Raw genomic sequence first — 17,887 nt, 5'->3', positions numbered from 1 at the left:
GCCGCGGCGAACGCGGCGGTGGGGCGGGCGGGACTCGAACCCGCGGATCGTTCGGTTATGAGCCGACTGCCTTGACCAGCTTGGCTACCGCCCCGCGCCGGGGCCATCGGGCACCGGCTCACCACGATACAGCGCCTCGAACGTCGACAGGGTGCGGTTGATGTCGTGGTCGACGATCATGTCGAGGCTCTGCCGCTTCATGCGGAGGTACTCGTCGTCGGGCGCTGCGAGCACGGCGGTGAGCTTGTCCGCCAGGTCCTGCGGGTCGCCCGGACGGAACAGGTACCCGTTGCCGTCGATGAGGTGCGGCAGGGCCATCGCATCCGCTGCGACGACCGGGAGTCCGGAGGCCATCGCCTCGAGCGAGGCGATGCTCTGCAACTCGGCGGTCGAGGGCATCGCGAAGACGGTGGCGTTCGTCAGCGCTGCCCGGAGGTCCTCGTCCGACTGGTACCCGGTGAACACGACGCGGTCCGCCACCCCGAGTTCCTCGGCGAGCGAGGACAGCCGCGGGATCATCTCGCCGCCACCGACGATGCGGATCGTCGCCTCGAGCTCGGCGGGGATGAGGGGCAGGGCACGCACCAGCACGTCGAGCTGCTTCTCGGGCGCCACGCGGCCGACGAACACGATCTCGTTCCGCGGCGGTCGGAGGTCACGCGAGGTGTACCGGGATGCGTCGATGCCGCACGAGATCGCGAGCACCTGCTGGGCCTTGATCGCGGCCTGCAGGTAGGCCGCCGCCTTCCGGGTGGGCGTCGTGACCGCGTCGGCGAGCCGGTACGTCCTGGCCGCGTCCGCCCACGCGATCTTGAGGGCGATCGGCAGCGTCCACCGTCCGAACGGTGCGTACTCGAGCAGGTTCTCGGGCATGAAGTGGTTCGTGGCGATGACGCGGATGCCGCGTGCCTTGGCCTCGCGCGCGATGCCACGGCCGATCACGATGTGGGACTGGATGTGCAGCGCGTCGGGCTTGAACGCGTCGAGGATCGGGGCGGTGTTCCGGCGCACGGTCCAGGGCCACGCGAACCGGAGCCAGGAGTGGAGCGGCCACTTCATCGAGAAGAGCCGGTGCACCACGAAGGTCACGCCGCCGTGTTCCTCGTCGTGCGTGCCGTGGTGGCGGTTGGCGGCGGGCGCGACGACCTGCACCTCGTGCCCGCGCTCGGCGAGGCCGATCGCGAGTCGTTCGCAGAACACCGCGGCGCCGTTGACGTCCGGTGGGAAGGTGTCGGCGGCGAGGAGGATGCGGAGCCGCTCCGGTCGCCCGCTGGGGGTGGTCGTCGATTCGTCCTGTCCTGGCACGGGGCGCGTCGTCCTCTCGTCTCATGCTCGGCTGGCCTCCGACGCTACCGCACGCCTCGCCGCGCACGCCCCCACCGGGCGTCGGCGGGTCGGCCCGGTCCTGCGCATCGGTACAGACCGTCGCCCGGCCCGGTGCGCCGGGCGACGCTCAGCGTCGCGCCTCGGGCTGGTGTTTCGCCAACTGGAACACGCCCGTGATCGCGATCGCCGCGGCGAGGAGGAACCCGGCCACGGCGAACCACGGCGCACCGGTGGCCTCGCGCAGGACGACGATGCCGATCCCCACGGCGACGATCGGGTCGATGACCGTCAGGCCGGCGATCACGAGGTCCGGCGATCCGCTGGCGTAGGCGTTCTGGACGAAGTAGCCGCCGAGTACCGCGGCGACGATCACCCCCGCGATCGCGACGGCGGTCACCCAGTCGAACGTGCCGTTCACCACACGGTTCAGCGTCACCTTGGCGAGCGTGGCGACGAAGCCGTAGAGGATCCCGGCCCCGACGATGAAGTACAGGGGGTTGCGCCGCCTGCGGACGAGCCGGAAGGACAGCAGCACGATCGCCAGCACGACGGCGAGGATGACGAGCACCGTCACGAGCTGGCTGTGGGTGATCGGCGTCTCGTGTCCGACGAGCGCGGCGATCCCCACGAAGATCCCGACGCCGACGATGCAGGTCCACACCGCCCGACGCGAGGGTGCGTCGAGCGGGACCCCCGAGGAGCGCGTCGAGAACCACGTCGTGATGACGAGGGCGACGGCCCCGAGTGGCTGCACGACGATGAGCGGCGCGAAGGTGATGCTGACGAGTTGGAGGACCACGGCGCACCCGAGCATGAGGGTGCCGAGCACCCACGATCCACTGCCGAGGAGCGCGAGCACGTGCCGGACCGACAGGCCGCCGGACTGCCTGCCGATGCGCGCCTCGACCCGGTGCACGCCGGCGCTCTGGAAGTGCGCGCCGAGCGACAGGAAGACGCTGCCGACGAGGGCCACCGGGATCATGAGCGCCTGGAACGGCGTCATGTTGATGCGATCGGTGAGATCGACGAGGTCCGGCGCCACGGGGTCGAGGCTACCGCTCGGCTGGCCGATAGCCTGGACGAATGGCCGTCCTCCCGATCCGCATCACGGGCGATCCCGTGCTCCACGCTCCTGCGACCGAGGTCACCACCTTCGACGACGGACTCCGTGCGCTCGTCGACGACATGTACGCCACCATGGACCTCGCTCCGGGCGTCGGGCTGGCCGGGCCGCAGGTCGGGGTCGCCAAGCGTCTGTTCGTGTTCTCGTGGACGGACGACGACGGCGAGCTCTGGCGGGGCACGGCGGTGAACCCCGTGCTGTGGACGTCGCCCCTCGTCCCGGAGACCCACGCAGACCTCGACGAGGACGAGGAGTCCGAGGGCTGCCTGTCCATTCCTGGCGAGCGGTTCCCGCTCCGTCGGGCCGAGGGCGCCATCCTCCGCGCGCAGGACGTCGACGGCACCCCGTACGAGATCGAGGCGCACGGCTGGCTCGCCCGCGTCTTCCAGCACGAGTACGACCACCTGGACGGCGTGCTCTACGCCGACCGGTTGTCCCACCCGTACGGCAAGGCCGCACTCAAGGCGGTGCGCAAGCAGAGCTGGGGGGTGCCGGGCAAGTCCTGGCTCCCCGGTCGCGACCACCCGGAAGGCTGAGCCCTCAGTCCTCGACCGCGGCGATGGCGGCGCGCACGCGCGCGATCTGCGGGTGCCCCGGGCAGTAGAGGACGACGGCACGGGCCTCGAGCAACGCATGTCGGGAGGCCACCCTGCCGTCGAAGGGACCGGTCCCGACCTCTGCGCACCGCCCCGCGAGCGCGCGGAGCCCGAGCGCCCCGCCCGCCGCCGCCACGGCGGCGCGCTGTTGGTCGGACGGCACCGACCCGGCGATCCGCACGGCGGTGCAGGAGCGACTCCGGGCCTCCCATGCGGCGGCGTACGTGGTGAAGAGCGTGACGTCGCCGGAGTCGTCGTCGGGGACGCCGTCCGTCGCGCTCCTGCTCGTCGTGGTCCGGCAGCGGAAGGCGAACACGACGGGGCTCGCGCCGACGCTGTCCGTACCCGCCCCCGCGCCCGTGCCCGGAGCGGTGTCCGACGAGGCCCCCGTGTCCGCTGACGCACCCGCGCCTGCTGCGGTCCTCGAGGATCCCGAGGCCGGGCCGGGTGCCTGCGGGCTCGCGGTCGACGGCAGCGCGCCCGCGGTGGGCGGCGCGGCCGGCTCGTTCGTCGTGCACGCGCCCAGGGCCAGCAGCGACGCGAGCGCCAGCCCGAGCGCCGTCGCCGCCGCCGCGCTCCTCCGGACGATCCGCACCTGAGAACGCTAACAGGGTCTCCTGGCGCGGACGGGCATCCGACGTGACCGCACCGGTGTCAGCTCGAAGCGTGACGCGCCCGGGATGCGGCCCCGTGGTCGTGGCGAGCCCGGAGTGCTGGTATGCTCGTATCCGCTGTTCAGCAGCATTCCTCGATAGCTCAATTGGCAGAGCAGCCGGCTGTTAACCGGCAGGTTCTTGGTTCGAGTCCAAGTCGGGGAGCGATCCACGACAACGGCCCTCCGCATCTGCGGGGGGCCGTTGTCGTTCCCGCCGAGTCGACGAGGAACAGCGAGCCGGGCCGGCGCCGGGCCGCCGGCCCCTGCGATCAGTACCCGGCAGCCGGATCGACGACCCCGATGAACCCGGTGCCGTCACCGCTGAGGAACGCCGCGGTGTTCACGCGGATCCGTTCGGCGAGCAGCGGCGCCACCATGTCCGGGGTGTCCGCCTGGTGGGGCGTGATGACCACGCCCGGCTCGTCCCACAGGGGATGGCCGTCGGGCAGCGGTTCGGGATCGGTGACGTCGAGGCCCGCGCCGGCGATCTGCCCGCTCCGCAGCGCGGCGAGCAGCGCGTCGGTGTCGACGAGTCCGCCACGGGCGATGTTCACGATCCGGACCGAGGGACGCATGCGCGCCAGGCGGTCGGCGTCGAGCAGTCGCGCGGTGCCGGACGTCATCGCGGCGGCGATCATCACGACGTCGGCATCCGGCAGGACCTCGTCGATGTGGTCGACGGTGACGGTGCGCGCCGCTCCGGGCACGGGCTCCGCGGACCGTCGGACGACGGTGACCTCGGTGTCGAACGGGGCGAGCAACCGGATGTACTCGAGGGCGATCCCGCCCGCACCGATGACCACGACGTTCCGTCCGTACAGCGACACGCCCTCGGGCTCGGTCGCCCAGCTCGTCGCCCGGGCGCGCTTCGGCAGCACGCGGAGCGTCGCGAGCGTCAGGGCGAGCGCGTGCTCGGCCACCGGCTCCGCGTAGGCACCCTTCGCGCTCGTGAACAGCACGCGGTCGCCGTGGTCGGCGATGAGGTCGGCGAAGGCGTCGACACCGGCGAACGGCAGCTGGACCCACGTCACGCCGGGTGAGGCCGCGAGTGCGTCCGCCAGGCCCTGCCCATCGCGTGCGTCGAGCCAGACGACGCCTCGCGTGTCCGCGGAGGCCGATGCGACGGAGCCGCCCGCCGCCTCCACCGCGGCGACGTGCAGGTCCCCCGGGGCCGGGAGGATCGCGACCGGGCCCGGGGTCGGGACCGGTCCCGGGAGGGGCCGCCCGGCATCGGTCACGACGGCGCGGTGGCCGCGGGTCGCTTGCTGCCGTTCGTTGGTGCTCACGGGGTTCCTTCGGGGGTCGTGGCCGCGACGGCCGTCTCGATCGGGGGTGCCATCCGACGCGAGGTCGGCTTGGCCCGCTTGACGGGCCGTGCGGCGGTCGCGGCGAGGGTCTTGACGTAGGGGTCGAGTGGCGCGTCGAACACCTCGTCGAAGGTGCCGAGCCCGACGAGCCGCCCCTCGCGGAGCACGGCGACGCGGTCGGCCAGGGCACGGGCCTCCCGGACGTCGCTCGAGACGACGACCGCCGAGAACCCGAGGGCGCGCTGGATGGTCGCGAGGGCCTCGAGCACGGACTGGCGGACGAGGACGTCGACGCCCCGCGCGGGCTCGTCGGCCACGAGGAGCTGCGGCTCGAGCACGAGCGCCCGGGCGAGGGCGACGCGCTGCCGCTGCCCGCTCGAGAGCTCCCACGTGTGCGAGCGCATGATCCCGAGCGGCAGGTGCACGGCGTCGACGAGGCGCGCGACCATGAGGCCGGCGACCTTGCGGTCGAACCGTCGGTCCCGCGCGTACACCGGCTCGGCGATCGCCTCGCCGACGGTCAGGTCCGGGCTCAGGTGGTCGGCCGCGTCCTGACTCAGGTAGCCGATCGTGCCGGTCAGCCGGGTGCGGCGCCGCGAGTGCGTGCCGAGCCGACGCAGGCCCTGTCCGAGCACGGTGAGCTCGCCGCCGACGATGTGCCGACGGGCCGATGCCTCGCCCTCGCGCGGGTCCCCCACCTGTCCGGCGATCGCCGCGGCGAGGGTCGACTTGCCCGACCCGGAACCACCGAGCACGGCGAGGATCTCGCCCTGCTGCACCGTGAGGCTGACGCCGTCGACGGCACGGACCGGCCGGGCCGCGCCGGTGCCGCGGTACTCGATCGACACGTCGTCCGCGATGACCGCGGGACCGTTCACCCCGACCATGCGTCCCCTTCCTGATCGCGGGAGCCGTCGATCACTGCGCCGCCAGCTGCTCCAGGGTACGCCGTCGCTCCGCCTGCTCCGCCGGGTCCGGGACCGGCAGGGACGCGAGGAGGCGCTGGGTGTACGGATGCCGGGGCGCGCCGAGGACCTCGGCCGCGGTGCCCTCCTCGACGAGGTCGCCGCGGTACAGCACGGCGATCCGGTCGGACAGCGCGCCGACGACGGCGAGGTCGTGGCTGATGAACAACGACGCGAACCCGAGGTCCTGCTGGAGCTCGAGGAACAGTTCGAGCACGCGGGCCTGCACGGACACGTCGAGCGCACTCGTCGGTTCGTCGGCGATGAGCAGCTTCGGCCGCAGCGCGAGCGACCGCGCGAGCGACGCGCGCTGCCGCTGACCGCCCGAGAGCTCGTGCGGGAACCGCTCGCCGTACGCCCGGGGCAGCTGGACGGCCTCGAGCAGTTCGTCGACCCGTGCGCGGGCGGCGCGTGGGGACCGGGCCTCACCGTGCACGACGAGCGGCTCGGCCACGGCCTCCGCGATCGTCAGCAGCGGGTTGAAGCTCGTCGCGGGGTCCTGGAACACGAACCCGATCTCCTTGCGACGGGGCTTGAAGTCGCGCTCGCGGTAGCCGAGCATCTCGGTGCAGAGCACCTCGAGGGACCCGCCGGTCACGCGCGTGAGGCCCGCGATCGCCCGGCCGATGGTCGTCTTGCCGGACCCCGACTCGCCCACGAGTCCCAGGACCTCGCCCGGGCGGATCGCCAGGTCGACGCCCTTGACGGCGCGGAACGCGGGCGATCCGAGCCGCCCCGGGTACTCGATCTCGAGACCGCGAGCCCGCACGACCGGCGCGACGGACCCGTCGACCAGCGCCCGCCGGTCGCTCGTCGTCGCGGCCGACAGCCGCGGCACGGCCGCGAGCAGGCGCTTCGTGTAGTCGGCGGTCGGCGCGGCGAACAGCGTCCGTACGTCGGCCTCCTCGACGACCTCGCCCTGGTACATCACGGCCACCCGGTCCGCGAGGTCGGCCACCACGCCCATGTTGTGGGTGATGAGGACGATGGCGGCACCGAACTCGTCGCGGCAGCGCCGGAGCAGGTCGAGGATCTCCGCCTGCACGGTGACGTCGAGGGCCGTCGTCGGCTCGTCCGCGATGATCACGCTCGGCTCGAGGACGAGGGCCATGGCGATGACGACGCGCTGCTTCTGACCGCCGGAGAACTGGTGCGGGTAGTGGTCGACCCGCTGCTCGGGGTCGGGGATCCCGACGCGGCGCAGGTACTCGATGGCGCGCTTGCGGGCCTCGTGCTTCGAGACCCCACCGTGGGCACGGATGCCCTCGGCGATCTGCCATCCGACCGTGAACACGGGGTTCAGCGCGGTCGACGGCTCCTGGAACACCATCGCGCCCGCGGTGCCGCGGAGTTCCCGGAGCCGCTGCGACGAGACGCGCACGACGTCGTCGCCGCCGAGCACGACCGCACCCGACACGGTGGCGGTCTCCGGAAGCAGCCGCAGCATGCTCCGGGCCGTCACCGACTTGCCGGACCCGGACTCGCCGACCAGGGCCAGGACCTCACCCGGCCGCACGTCGATCGACACGTGGTCGACCGCGGCGACCGCACCGTTGTCCGTGGCGAAGGTGACCGACAGGTCGTCGACGGTCGCCACCGCCTCCCCGGTGCTCCGACCGTTCTGGAGGCGCGGCGCGGCGCCCGCCTCGTTCGTCGCGTCCGTCATGCGCCCGCTCCTTCCGTGGCCGCGGCCGGGACCGGCCGCTCGGTGACCCGCTGCTTCGCGCGGCGGCGCGCACGGAGGCGGGGGTCGGAGATGTCGTTGAGGCTCTCGCCGATGAAGGTGACCCCGAGCACGAGCAGCACGATCGCGATGCCCGGGTAGACACCCGTCCACCAGATCCCGCTCGCGGTGTCGGACAGGGCGCGGTTGAGGTCGTACCCCCACTCCGAGCCCGCGGTCGGGCCGATGCCGAAGCCGAGGAACCCGAGGCTCGCGAGCGTCAGGATCGCGTCCGACGCGTTGAGCGTCAGGATGAGCGGCAGGCTGCGCGTCGCGTTCCGGAGCACGTGGCGCGTCATGATGCGCCACGGGTTCGTGCCGACGACGCGGGCCGACTCCACGAACGCCTCGCCCTTGAGCCGGACGGCCTCGGCACGGATGACGCGGAAGTACTGCGGCACGTACACGACCGTGATCGAGATGCCTGCCGAGACGATGCCGCCCGCGTAGCTCGACTGACCGCCGGAGATCACGATCGACACGACGATCGCGAGCAGGAGGGACGGGAACGCGTACACGGCGTCGGCGACGACCACGAGCACCCGGTCGAGCCAGCCGCCGATGTACCCGGAGACCATGCCGAGCAGGACGCCGACGACGATGGAGATCACGACCGCGACGACGACCACGAGGACCGCGGTGCGGGCGCCGAACACCACCCGGCTGAACACGTCGAACCCACCGACGGTCGTGCCCCAGACGTGCGTGCTGCTCGGGGCGCCGGTGCGTGGGAACGGATGGCCCGCGCCGTCCTGCAACTGCGCGAACCCGTACGGCGCGATGAGCGGCGCGAAGAGGGCGACGAGCAGGAACAGCGCGCAGATGACGACTCCGGTGACGAGCATCGCCCGCTGCCAGCCGACGCTCCGCCGGAGCTGTTCGACGATCGGCAGGCGCTTCCACCAGGCCTCGCGGCGGTCGAGGAGGGCCACGTCGGACATCTCAGTACCTCACTCTCGGGTCGATGAGCGCCGCGACCACGTCGACGACGAAGTTCGTGACGGCGACGATGACGGCGAGGACCGCGACGATCCCCTGCACGGCGACGAAGTCGCGCGCGGACAGGTACTGCTGGAGCTCGAACCCGAGTCCCCGCCACCCGAAGGTCGTCTCGGTGAGCACGGACCCGCCGAGGAGCATGGCGATCTGCAGCCCCATGACGGTGATGATCGGCACGAGGGCGGGCCGGAACGCGTGCGTGCGCACGAGCCGGGACTCGCGGACGCCACGCGACCGGGCGGCGTCGACGTAGTCGGACCCGAGGGTGCCGATCATGTTCGCGCGGACGAGGCGCAGGAAGATGCCCGCCGTCAGCAGACCGAGCGTGAACGCCGGCAGCACCGCGTGCTGCAGGACGTCGCCGATGATGACGCCGTTCCCGGTCCGGAGCGCGTCGACGAGGTAGATGCCCGTTGCGCCGGGGACGTTGTTCAGCGCGAGTTCCACCCGGGTCGAGGCGCGGTCGCCGAGCGGCAGCCACCCGAGCCAGATCGAGAACACGAGCTTGAGCAGCAGACCGCCGAAGAACACGGGGGTCGCGTACGTCAGGATCGCCAGGCCCCGGAGGAGCACGTCCGGCCACTTGTCGCGCATGTACGCGGCGAGCATGCCGAGCGGGATGCCGAGCACGAGCGCGATGATGAGCGCGTAGAACACGAGCTCGACCGTGGCGCCGCCGTACTCGAGGATGATCTGGCTGATCGGCCGGTGGTCCGTGACCGTCGTGCCGAAGTCGCCGCGGACGATCTGTCCGAGGTACTGCAGGTACTGCACGATCACCGGGCGGTCGTACCCGGCGGCGTGCAGCCGTTCCTGCAGCTGCTCGGGCGTCAGGCGTCCACCCACCGAGGCGACGATCGGGTTCCCGATGACGCGCATGAGGAAGAACACGAGCGTCACGAGGATGAAGACGGTCGGGAAGATGAGGAGGAACCGGACGAGGACGTACCGTCCGAGCCCTCCCCCGCCGGCCGAGCGACGAGCGGCGGTCGCCTTCGTCGGCTCCGCCGCCACGGGGTCCGCGTTGGTCACGGTCACGAGTGCTGTGTGCCTTTCTGTCCGGTGCCGGTCGGGAGGGACGGTTCGCGCCCGCCTCGTCGGCGTGCGGACCGTACCGGGGTCGCCCCGGTCCTCCCGGTCGGGCAACGAGAGGGGGCGCCCCGGTCGGAGCGCCCCCTGCACGTGGTGCCGAGATTACTTGGTGAGCGTCCCGTACCGGAACTTGAACGAGGGGTCGAGCACGAGGCCCTTGACATCCTTGCTCGCGACGGCGACCTGCTTGCCCTGGAGGAGGGGCAGGGTGGAGATCTGCTCGGCCTCACGCTGCTGCGCCTGACCGATGATGTCCGCACGCTTCGTCTTGTCGGACTCCGCCTGCTCCTGCGCGATCAGCTTCTGGATCGTCGGGTCGTCGTAGTGGTTCTGCACGAAGTTGTCCTTCGTGAAGAACGGCGACAGGTAGTTGTCCGCGTCCGAGAAGTCCGGGAACCAGCCGAGCTGGTACTCCGGGTAGGCGTCCTTCACGCGCTCGGCCGAGTAGGTCGTGTACAGCGTCGACTGGATGTTGACGTCGAACAGGCCCGAGTTGTCGAGCTGGGTCTTGAGGAGCGCGTACTCGTCGTCGCTCGCCTCGCCGTAGTGGTCCGGCGCGTACTGGATGTTGAGCGTCACCTTGCCGGTCACACCCGCGTCGGCGAGGGTCTTCTTCGCCTTCTGGACGTCCGGGCCGCCGTTGCCGTCGCCATAGAGCGTCTTGAACGGCGTGGTCGCACCGGTCAGGCCGTCCGGCACCATCGAGTAGGCGGGCGTGTACGTGTTGTCGTACACCTGCTTGGCGAGGGCGCTGCGGTCCACGACGTCGGCGACGGCCTTGCGGACCGCGAGGGCCTTGGCCGGGTCCTTCTCGCTCGTCGTCGCGCCGAACGGCTGCGTGTTGAAGTTGAAGACGACGTAGCGGAGCTCGCCACCCGGGCCGTAGGTGACCTTGAGGTCCTTCTTCTTCGCCAGGTTCGTGACGTCGGTCGGCGTGAAGGAGCGGTACGCCACGTCGACGTCGCCCTTCTGCACCGCGAGCTTGAGGTCGGTCTCCTTGGTGAAGTACTGGGCCGTCACCTGGTCGGTCTTCGCCTTGCCGAGCACGCCGTCGTACTTGTCGTTGCGGGCGTACTGGATGAGGTCGTTCTGCTTGTACGACGTGATCTTGTACTGGCCCGCGAAGGCGTCGCCGGAGACGATCTTCGACGCCGGCGTCAGCTTGGTCGCCGAGAACACCTGCTCGTCGACGATCGGACCGGCCGGGCTCGACAGCACCTGCGGCCAGGTCTGGTCGGCGTGGTTCAGGTGGAACACGACCGTCGTCGCGTTCGGGGTCGAGATGCTCTTCATGTTGGCGAGCAGCGACTGCGGACCGTTCGGGTTGTTGATCTTGACCTCGCGGTCGAACGAGAACTTGACGTCGCTCGAGGTGAGCTTGTGCCCGTTCGCGAACTCGAGGCCCTTCTTGAGGGTGACCGTGTAGGTCGTCGGGTTCGTGAAGGTGCCCTTGGTCGCGATGTCCGGCTTGACGTCCGGGCTGCCCGACGGCGTGTTCATGAGGAACGGGAACACCTGGTTCTGGACCACGAAGGACCCGGTGTCGTACGACCCGGCCGGGTCCAGCGAGACGATGCTGTCGCTCGTGCCGACGATCAGGCCGTTCAGGTTCGAGGACGAGCCGCCGCCCGCACAGCCGGTGAGCACGAGCGTCGTCGCCAGGGCCCCTCCGGCGAGCACGGCGGCGCGCTTGCCCAGCTTGGTCACGGAAGCCATGTCCGTATGCCTCTCTGTCATGGATGCAGGGGTCCTCGGTCGCGCGTGTGGATCTGCTGGGCGCGCGAGGACACTCAAGATTGGCACCCCCGCCACCTGGAGGACGAATCGGGGGACGTTTGTTTACACCGTCGTAATACCGTCCGGCCGGACGGAAGCGTGCTCCGGCGCACGTCGGCGCGCGGCGTCAAGCCGATTCGGCGTCCGCTTTGAGCCGCATCCGCTGCGCGTCGATCGCGACGAGCTGCCGCTGGAGCTCGGCGCGGCGATCGGCCTGCTCGTGCGGGTCGGTGCGCTGGAGCTGTCCGAGCAGGGACGCCTTCCGGGCGAGCAGGTCCCGTTCGACGAGGGCCACGACGATGCTGCGGCAGTACAACGCCAGGTCCTCGTCCGTTCGGGCGGGCAGCGGCGCGACGGCGAGTTCCTGGACGAACGGGGCGAACGGCCCGGGCACGTCGCCGAGCACTCGGTCGAGCCACCCCGGTCCACCGAGTGCGTCCCCGTTCGCCACGACGGCGTCGCGCACGACCGCGAGCACCGGGGCCGTGAACACCGCACCCGCCGTGAGCCCGACGAGCGTGGCACCGACCCGTTCGGGCTGCTGGACCATCGCCATGACGGCGTCGCGCTCCATGCGCGTGATCGGGTCGTTCGGGAGCGCGCGGAGCGTCGCGGTCGGGGCGTCGTCCGGGGTCGGGCCACCGGTGCCGCCCGTGCCACCCGCCGCGAGCGCGCGGGTCCCGGCCGCGCTGAACGCTGCTCCCGCGCGGCCGTCGGCACCGCGGACTCCCCCGGTGCCATCGGCGTACCGGGACCCCGCCGCGGCTGATCGTCCCGGCCCGGCAGCGTCACCGGAGGTGCCCTGCCGGCGCCGCGCGGTCTCGACGGCGCTGCGGACCTCACCGATGTCCAGGCCGAGCCAGCCGGCGAGTTCACGGACGTAGCCCTGCGTCATCGCGCGGTCCCGGATGCCGGCGAGCACGGGAGCCGCGGCCCGCAGCGCGGCCACGCGTCCCTCGACCGTCTCGAGGTCGTGGCCGTCCAGCGTCCGCCGGATCATGAACTCGAACATCGGGCGTCGCCCGGCGACGAGCCGGCGGATCGCGTCGTCACCCCGAGCGAGGCGGAGGTCGCACGGGTCGAGTCCGCCCGGGGCGACCGCGACGAACGTCTGCGCGGCGAACCGTTGCTCCTCCGCGAAGGCCCGGGAGGCCGCGCGCTGACCGGCCTCGTCCGGGTCGAAGGTGAACACGACCTCGCCCGTGGCGGACGGGTCGCGCCCGGACACGTCGCCGAGCATGGGGCGGAGGACCTTGATGTGGTCGACGCCGAACGCCGTGCCACAGGTCGCGACGGCCGTCGTCACACCCGCGAGGTGGCACGCCATGACGTCGGTGTAGCCCTCGACGATGACGACCTGCTTGCTCTTCGAGATGTCCCGGCGAGCGAGGTCGAGCCCGTAGAGCACCTGGCTCTTGTGGTACACGGGCGTCTCGGGGGTGTTGAGGTACTTCGGCCCCTTGTCGTCGTCGAGCAGCCGCCGCGCGCCGAAGCCGATGGTGGCTCCCGTGACGTCGCGGATGGGCCAGATGAGCCGTCCGCGGAAGCGGTCGTACGGGGACCGATCGCCCTGGCTGACGAGGCCGGCGGTGACGATCTCCTCGAGGCTGAACCCCCGTCCGCGCAGGTGGTCCCGGAGGGCGTCGTACGACTTCGGGGCGAACCCGATGCCGAACCGCGCCGCCGCGGCGGGGTCGAACCCGCGTTCGCCGAGGAACCGCCGGGCGGGTTCGGCACCCGGGGTCGTGAGCTGCTCGATGAACCAGGTGGCCGCGGCCTCGTTCGCGGCGAGCAGGCGGGCACGCGTGTTGTGGTCGGTGCGGGGGCCGTCGCCGTCCTCGTAGTGGAGCGTGAAGCCGATCTTGGCGGCCATCCGCTCGACGGCCTCCTGGAACGTCGTGTGGTCCATCTTCATGAGGAAGCTGTAGACGTCGCCGTCCTCGCCGCACCCGAAGCAGTGGTACCGACCGACCTGGGGCCGCACGTGGAACGAGGGGCTCCGCTCGTCGTGGAACGGGCAGAGTCCCTTGAGGGAACCGACGCCGGCGGACTTCAGCGTCACGTAGTCCCCCACGACGTCGGCGATGTTCACACGCTGGCGCACCTCGTCGATGTCGTCCCGCGTGATGAGTCCCGCCACGCGACGATCCTACGCGGCGGCGCCGACCCCGACTGCGGACCCGGCGTCGGGGGGTGGACAGGCCCCGCGCCCCGGGACCGGGTTCAGACCGCGATGTGCACGGTCTCGCGCACGCCCGCGACGAGGCGCTTGTGCCATGCGAGCGCGCCTTGGTCGGTCAGGCTCGCGACCTGGTCCACGACGGCTCGACGCCGGCCGGCGTCGTCGGTGGCCGCCCGCCAGTCCGCGGCGAACCCGGGCTCGAGCTCGCGGTCCTCCGCCGCGACGAGCGCGTCGAGGAGTTCGGTGAGCACCGCCCGCTGGCGTTCGTACACGGGCTGCCGGTCGCCCTGCGTCATGACGAAGGCCGCGACGATGCCCTTGAGCACCGCGATCTCGCCGATGATCTCGGGCGGGACGACGACGCTCGCCGCGAACCGGACCAGGCTGCCCGAGGCGTAGGAGGCCCGCGTCGCCTGGGTCGCGGTGCGGGCGAACCGGCCGATGAACTGGCTCGTCAGGTTCTTCAGCCGGGCCTGCGCGACGCGGGAGCCGTCGTACGACGTCATCCACAACGACAGCGACCGCAGCCGGTCGAACGCCTCGAGGAGTTCGTCCCGGCTCAGGGTGTCGCCGACCCAGGCGTGCATGGCGGACACGATGTCGTTCTCGCCGACGCGGTCCCCGAGGGCGGCCACGTCGATGAACCCGGCCACGACGGCGTCCTCGAAGTCGTGCACCGAGTACGCGATGTCGTCGGACAGGTCCATGACCTGGGCCTCGATGCACCGCTGCCGCCGTGGTGCGCCCGAGCGGAGCCACGTGAACGCGTCGACGTCGTCGTCGTAGAACCCGAACTTCCGCCGGCCCGACGATGGTTCGAGCACGCCCTGCGCCGCTGGCCACGGGTACTTACAGCTCGCGTCGAGGCTCGCCCGCGTCAGGTTCAGTCCGTAGGGTCGGCCGTCCTCGCCGTAGAGCTTCGGCTCGATGCGCGTGAGCAGCCGGAGCGTCTGCGCGTTGCCCTCGAACCCGCCGATGTCCGCCGCCCAGGCGTTGATCGCGGTCTCGCCGTTGTGGCCGAACGGCGGGTGTCCGATGTCGTGGGCCAGGCACGCGGTGTCCACGACGTCCGGGTCGAGCCCGAGGCTGTCCGCGAGCTCCCGTCCGACCTGGGCGACCTCGAGCGAGTGCGTCAGGCGGTTGCGGGCGAAGTCGAGGCCGGTGGTCGGGCTGAGCACCTGCGTCTTGGCTGCGAGCCGCCGGAGCGCGCTCGAGTGCAGCAGGCGGGCGCGGTCACGGGCGAAGTCGCTCCGTCGGCTCGAGTGTTCCTCGGGCAGCCACCGCTCGGCGTCGGCGGGGCCGTAGCTCGCCAACCCGCCGTGCCCCGTCAGGGAGTCCATCAGCCGCCCGAGTGGTGCAGCTCGGCCGCGGCGAGGACCTGCCGGAACTCCGCGTCGACGTCGCGGCTCTCGAGCCACCGGTCCGGCAGCGCGGTCTTCTTCGGGTGTCCCGCGCGACCCCGTGGGCCCTCGACGTCCGCACCCGGGTAGGGAGCGGACCAGTCGAGTCGACCGAGGAGGTCGTCGATCTCCTGCAGACTCGACGCCATCGCGAGTGCGGATCGGACCTCACCCCCGATCGGGTAGCCCTTGAAGTACCAGGCGACGTGCTTCCGGATGTCGCGGCAACCGTGCTCCTCGGACTCGAGGAACTCGACGAGGAGTTCCGCGTGCCGCCGGAACGCGACCGCGACCTCGCCGAGCGAGGGCATCGCCCGGACGTCCTCGCCGCGGAAGGCCGCCGCCAGGTCGCCGAACAGCCAGGGGCGACCGAGGCACCCGCGACCGACGACGACGCCGTCGCACCCGGTCTCGTCGACCATGCGCAGCGCGTCCGCCGCCGACCAGATGTCACCGTTCCCGAGTACCGGCAGGTCGGTGATCGTCTCCTTGAGGGTCGCGATCGCCGACCAGTCCGCCTGGCCCGAGTAGTGCTCGTTCGCCGTCCGGGCGTGGAGCGAGATCGCCGCGACACCGGCGTCCCGCGCGATCCGCGCGGCGTCGAGGTACGTCAGGTGGTCCGCGTCGATCCCCTTGCGCATCTTGACCGTGACCGGCACGTCGCCAGCGGCGCGGACCGTCTTGGTCACGAGCTCGCGGAACAGGTCCAGTTTCCAGGGCAGTGCTGCCCCTCCGCCCTTGCGGGTGACCTTCGGCACGGGGCACCCGAAATTCAGGTCGATGTGGTCGGCGCGGTCCTCCGCGACGAGCATGGTCGCCGCCTCGGCCACCGTGTTCGGCTCGACGCCGTACAGCTGGATCGACCGCGGGGTCTCGGACTCGTGGTGCTGGATGAGCTGCATCGACACCGGTGTCCGCTCGACGAGCGCCCGCGACGTGATCATCTCGCACACGTAGAGGCCGGCGCCGTACTCGCGGCAGAGGCGGCGGTACGCCATGTTGGTGATCCCCGCCATGGGGGCGAGCACGACCGGCGCCGCGACCTCGATGGGGCCGATGCGCAGGGGCGCTGCTGGTGCACTCGTGATCGTCATCGTCCTCCATTGTCCCAGATGCTCGGTGTCGCAGCGCCGCGCCGGATCCCCCTGTTAGCGTCTCGAGCATGACGACCGCCATGGACGGCCCCGACCGCTTCGCCGCCGACGCCGACGCTCGTGGGCTCGAGGTCGAGATCGTGGAGCGGGGCCCGTCCGCCTCGCTCGGGGAGGCCGCGGCCGCGCTCGGCATCCAGCCCGGTGACATCGTCAAGTCGCTCGTGGTCAAGCGGCACGACGGCGGGTACCTGTTCGCGCTCGTGCCGGGCGGCCGCAGCATCGCCTGGAAGAAGCTCCGCGCGGTCGTCGGTGTCAACAAGCTGTCGATGCCCGACGCGGGTACCGCGCTCGAGGCCACCGGCTACGAACGCGGCACGATCACGCCGATCGGCAGCACGACGCCGTGGCCCGTGTACGCCGACGAGCGGATCGCCGGCCGCCGTATCGCGATGGGCAGCGGTCGCCACGGCGCGAGCGCCTTCGTCGACGCGGACGCGCTCATCGCCGCCTACGGTGCCGTCGTCGCCGACATCACCGACGAGGAACCGCAGCGCTCCTGACCGCCCCGGCCCCCGACCCCGCCCGCCCCGGGCCGCCCCGGCCGGCCGTCCCCGTTCGCCGAGATCGCAGTCGTTGCCGCTGTCCCGCGCCCAGAACGGCAACGACTGCGATCTCGCGCCCGTGATGGCGCGTGTGCGGTCTAGTCAGGGACCTCGGTCCAGGCGCCCTCGGCACCCGGCACGAAGCAGACGTCGCCCTCGCAGACCGGCGCGCCTCCGGCCAGGTCGAGCGCCACCAGCCCGCCACCAGTCGGGAGGAGCGGGACCGGTCGCTGCACCGCCTCCCGTCCGTCGAGACCCGACAGCGCGCTCATCGTGCGCCCTCGGCGACGACCGCCGCGTCGGCGTCCGCGTCGTCAGCTGCTCGCGCCGTCGTCGCGGCGACGTCGTCCGCGGTCCGCATCGCGACCACCTGCTCGAGCACCTGCGTGAACGTCGCGGCGTCCTGGGCACCCGACACCCCGTACTTGCCGTCGATGACGAAGAACGGGACGCCCGTGATGCCGAACGCCTGCGCCTGCGCCTGGTCGGCACGCACGGCGTCGAGCTGCGCGTCGTCCCGGAGGACGGCGAGGACCTCGTCACGGTCGAGACCGACCTCGGCACCGAGGTCCGCCAGGTCGTCGTCGTGCCCGACGTGGCGACCCTCCACGAAGTAGGCGGCGAACATGCGCTCGACCATGGGCAGCTGCAGGCCCTTGGTCTTGGCGAGGTGGATCACCTGGTGCGCCTTCACCGTGTTCGTGTGGTGGAGCGTGTCGTAGTGGTACTCGAGGCCGACCCCGGCCGCGATCCCCGTCACCGTGTCGATCATCTGCTGGGCCTGCGCGACCGGCAGCCCCTTGTGGCGCGCCAGGAACTCCGCCTCGCTGCCCTCGAAGTCGACCGGGGTGTCCGGGCTGAGCTCGAACGAGTGGTACTCGATCTCGATCCCGGTGGCCTCCGCGGACCCGGCCGTGAAGGCCGCCGCCCCCGCCTCGAACCTGCGCTTGCCGATGTAACACCAGGGGCAGGCGATGTCGGACCAGACATCGACCTTCACGGTTTCGCTCATGACGGGCGCAACCCCGGCCCTCCCGGCCGCATTCC

17 protein-coding genes and 2 tRNA genes are annotated in these 17,887 nt (G+C 71.6%); 4 read left to right on the top strand and 15 right to left on the bottom strand.

Annotation, left to right across the window (positions count from 1 at the left end; genetic code table 11):
* Positions 1 to 19: 19 nt before the first annotated feature.
* The 3 genes from DEI93_RS06565 to DEI93_RS06555 form a co-directional block, all read right to left on the bottom strand.
* Positions 20 to 94: transfer RNA gene (locus tag DEI93_RS06565), tRNA-Ile, on the bottom strand.
* A complete protein-coding gene (locus DEI93_RS06560; protein WP_111008696.1) occupies positions 85 to 1,305 on the bottom strand; it encodes a glycosyltransferase in 1,221 nt (406 codons plus the stop codon). The genes DEI93_RS06565 and DEI93_RS06560 overlap by 10 nt, the downstream gene beginning before the upstream one ends.
* A 148-nt stretch (positions 1,306 to 1,453) precedes the next feature.
* Positions 1,454 to 2,368: a DMT family protein gene (locus DEI93_RS06555; RefSeq protein WP_258372162.1), complete on the bottom strand. Its 915-nt coding sequence runs from the start codon at positions 2,366 to 2,368 to the stop codon at positions 1,454 to 1,456.
* Between the two features lie 41 nt (positions 2,369 to 2,409).
* On the opposite strand from DEI93_RS06555, the gene def reads away from it, so the two are divergent.
* The gene (def, locus tag DEI93_RS06550) at positions 2,410 to 2,985 is read left to right on the top strand and encodes a peptide deformylase (RefSeq protein ID WP_111119155.1); all 576 of its coding nucleotides are present in this window, start codon (positions 2,410 to 2,412) and stop codon (positions 2,983 to 2,985) included.
* 4 nt (positions 2,986 to 2,989) lie between these two features.
* Here def and DEI93_RS06545 read toward each other — a convergent pair whose 3' ends face one another.
* Positions 2,990 to 3,208, bottom strand: a complete 219-nt coding sequence (locus DEI93_RS06545) for a hypothetical protein (protein WP_146244349.1) — start codon at positions 3,206 to 3,208, stop codon at positions 2,990 to 2,992.
* A gap of 22 nt (positions 3,209 to 3,230) precedes the next feature.
* On the opposite strand from DEI93_RS06545, the gene DEI93_RS06540 reads away from it, so the two are divergent.
* Positions 3,231 to 3,644, top strand: a complete 414-nt coding sequence (locus DEI93_RS06540) for an RAD23 family protein (RefSeq protein WP_146244350.1) — start codon at positions 3,231 to 3,233, stop codon at positions 3,642 to 3,644.
* Positions 3,645 to 3,790: 146 nt separating this feature from the next.
* Positions 3,791 to 3,863 (top strand) — tRNA-Asn (locus DEI93_RS06535).
* Positions 3,864 to 3,969: 106 nt separating this feature from the next.
* On the opposite strand, the gene DEI93_RS06530 is transcribed toward DEI93_RS06535, so the two are convergent.
* The 9 genes from DEI93_RS06530 to dusB all read right to left on the bottom strand — a co-directional run bounded on the left by DEI93_RS06530 (position 3,970) and on the right by dusB (position 16,238).
* A complete protein-coding gene (locus DEI93_RS06530) occupies positions 3,970 to 4,986 on the bottom strand; it encodes a D-isomer specific 2-hydroxyacid dehydrogenase family protein (protein WP_258372163.1) in 1,017 nt (338 codons plus the stop codon).
* A complete protein-coding gene (locus tag DEI93_RS06525) occupies positions 4,983 to 5,894 on the bottom strand; it encodes an ATP-binding cassette domain-containing protein (protein WP_111012588.1) in 912 nt (303 codons plus the stop codon). The genes DEI93_RS06530 and DEI93_RS06525 overlap by 4 nt, the downstream gene beginning before the upstream one ends.
* Positions 5,895 to 5,925: 31 nt before the next feature.
* On the bottom strand, positions 5,926 to 7,638 hold the full coding sequence (locus DEI93_RS06520; protein ID WP_111119158.1) for a dipeptide ABC transporter ATP-binding protein: 1,713 nt from the start codon (positions 7,636 to 7,638) through the stop codon (positions 5,926 to 5,928).
* Positions 7,635 to 8,636 carry an ABC transporter permease gene (locus tag DEI93_RS06515; protein ID WP_111008689.1) on the bottom strand — a complete coding sequence of 334 codons (1,002 nt, stop codon included), beginning with the start codon at positions 8,634 to 8,636 and terminating at the stop codon, positions 7,635 to 7,637. The genes DEI93_RS06520 and DEI93_RS06515 overlap by 4 nt, the downstream gene beginning before the upstream one ends.
* A gap of 1 nt (position 8,637) precedes the next feature.
* Entirely contained in the window at positions 8,638 to 9,732 is a 1,095-nt protein-coding gene (locus DEI93_RS06510; protein ID WP_502868538.1) for an ABC transporter permease, read from the bottom strand.
* Positions 9,733 to 9,888: 156 nt separating this feature from the next.
* Positions 9,889 to 11,502: an ABC transporter substrate-binding protein gene (locus DEI93_RS06505; protein ID WP_111119159.1), complete on the bottom strand. Its 1,614-nt coding sequence runs from the start codon at positions 11,500 to 11,502 to the stop codon at positions 9,889 to 9,891.
* A gap of 187 nt (positions 11,503 to 11,689) precedes the next feature.
* Complete coding sequence (dnaG, locus tag DEI93_RS06500) at positions 11,690 to 13,702, bottom strand: DNA primase (protein WP_111119160.1); 2,013 nt, start codon at positions 13,700 to 13,702, stop codon at positions 11,690 to 11,692.
* A gap of 83 nt (positions 13,703 to 13,785) precedes the next feature.
* A complete protein-coding gene (locus tag DEI93_RS06495) occupies positions 13,786 to 15,084 on the bottom strand; it encodes a deoxyguanosinetriphosphate triphosphohydrolase (protein WP_111026099.1) in 1,299 nt (432 codons plus the stop codon).
* A complete protein-coding gene (dusB, locus tag DEI93_RS06490) occupies positions 15,084 to 16,238 on the bottom strand; it encodes a tRNA dihydrouridine synthase DusB (RefSeq protein WP_111026100.1) in 1,155 nt (384 codons plus the stop codon). The genes DEI93_RS06495 and dusB overlap by 1 nt, the downstream gene beginning before the upstream one ends.
* Positions 16,239 to 16,306: 68 nt before the next feature.
* Between dusB and DEI93_RS06485 the strand changes: the two genes are divergently transcribed.
* Positions 16,307 to 16,798, top strand: coding sequence for an aminoacyl-tRNA deacylase (locus DEI93_RS06485; RefSeq protein WP_111119161.1), 492 nt, complete (start codon positions 16,307 to 16,309; stop codon positions 16,796 to 16,798).
* A 140-nt stretch (positions 16,799 to 16,938) separates the two neighbouring features.
* On the opposite strand, the gene DEI93_RS06480 is transcribed toward DEI93_RS06485, so the two are convergent.
* Entirely contained in the window at positions 16,939 to 17,112 is a 174-nt protein-coding gene (locus tag DEI93_RS06480; protein WP_181435971.1) for a hypothetical protein, read from the bottom strand.
* On the bottom strand, positions 17,109 to 17,852 hold the full coding sequence (locus DEI93_RS06475; protein ID WP_111071726.1) for a DsbA family oxidoreductase: 744 nt from the start codon (positions 17,850 to 17,852) through the stop codon (positions 17,109 to 17,111). Before DEI93_RS06475 ends, DEI93_RS06480 begins: the two co-directional genes overlap by 4 nt.
* Positions 17,853 to 17,887 lie beyond the last annotated feature (35 nt).

The organism is Curtobacterium sp. MCBD17_035 (assembly GCF_003234815.2).
GTDB lineage: Bacteria > Actinomycetota > Actinomycetes > Actinomycetales > Microbacteriaceae > Curtobacterium.
This window is presented reverse-complemented; position numbering and strand designations above follow the sequence as displayed.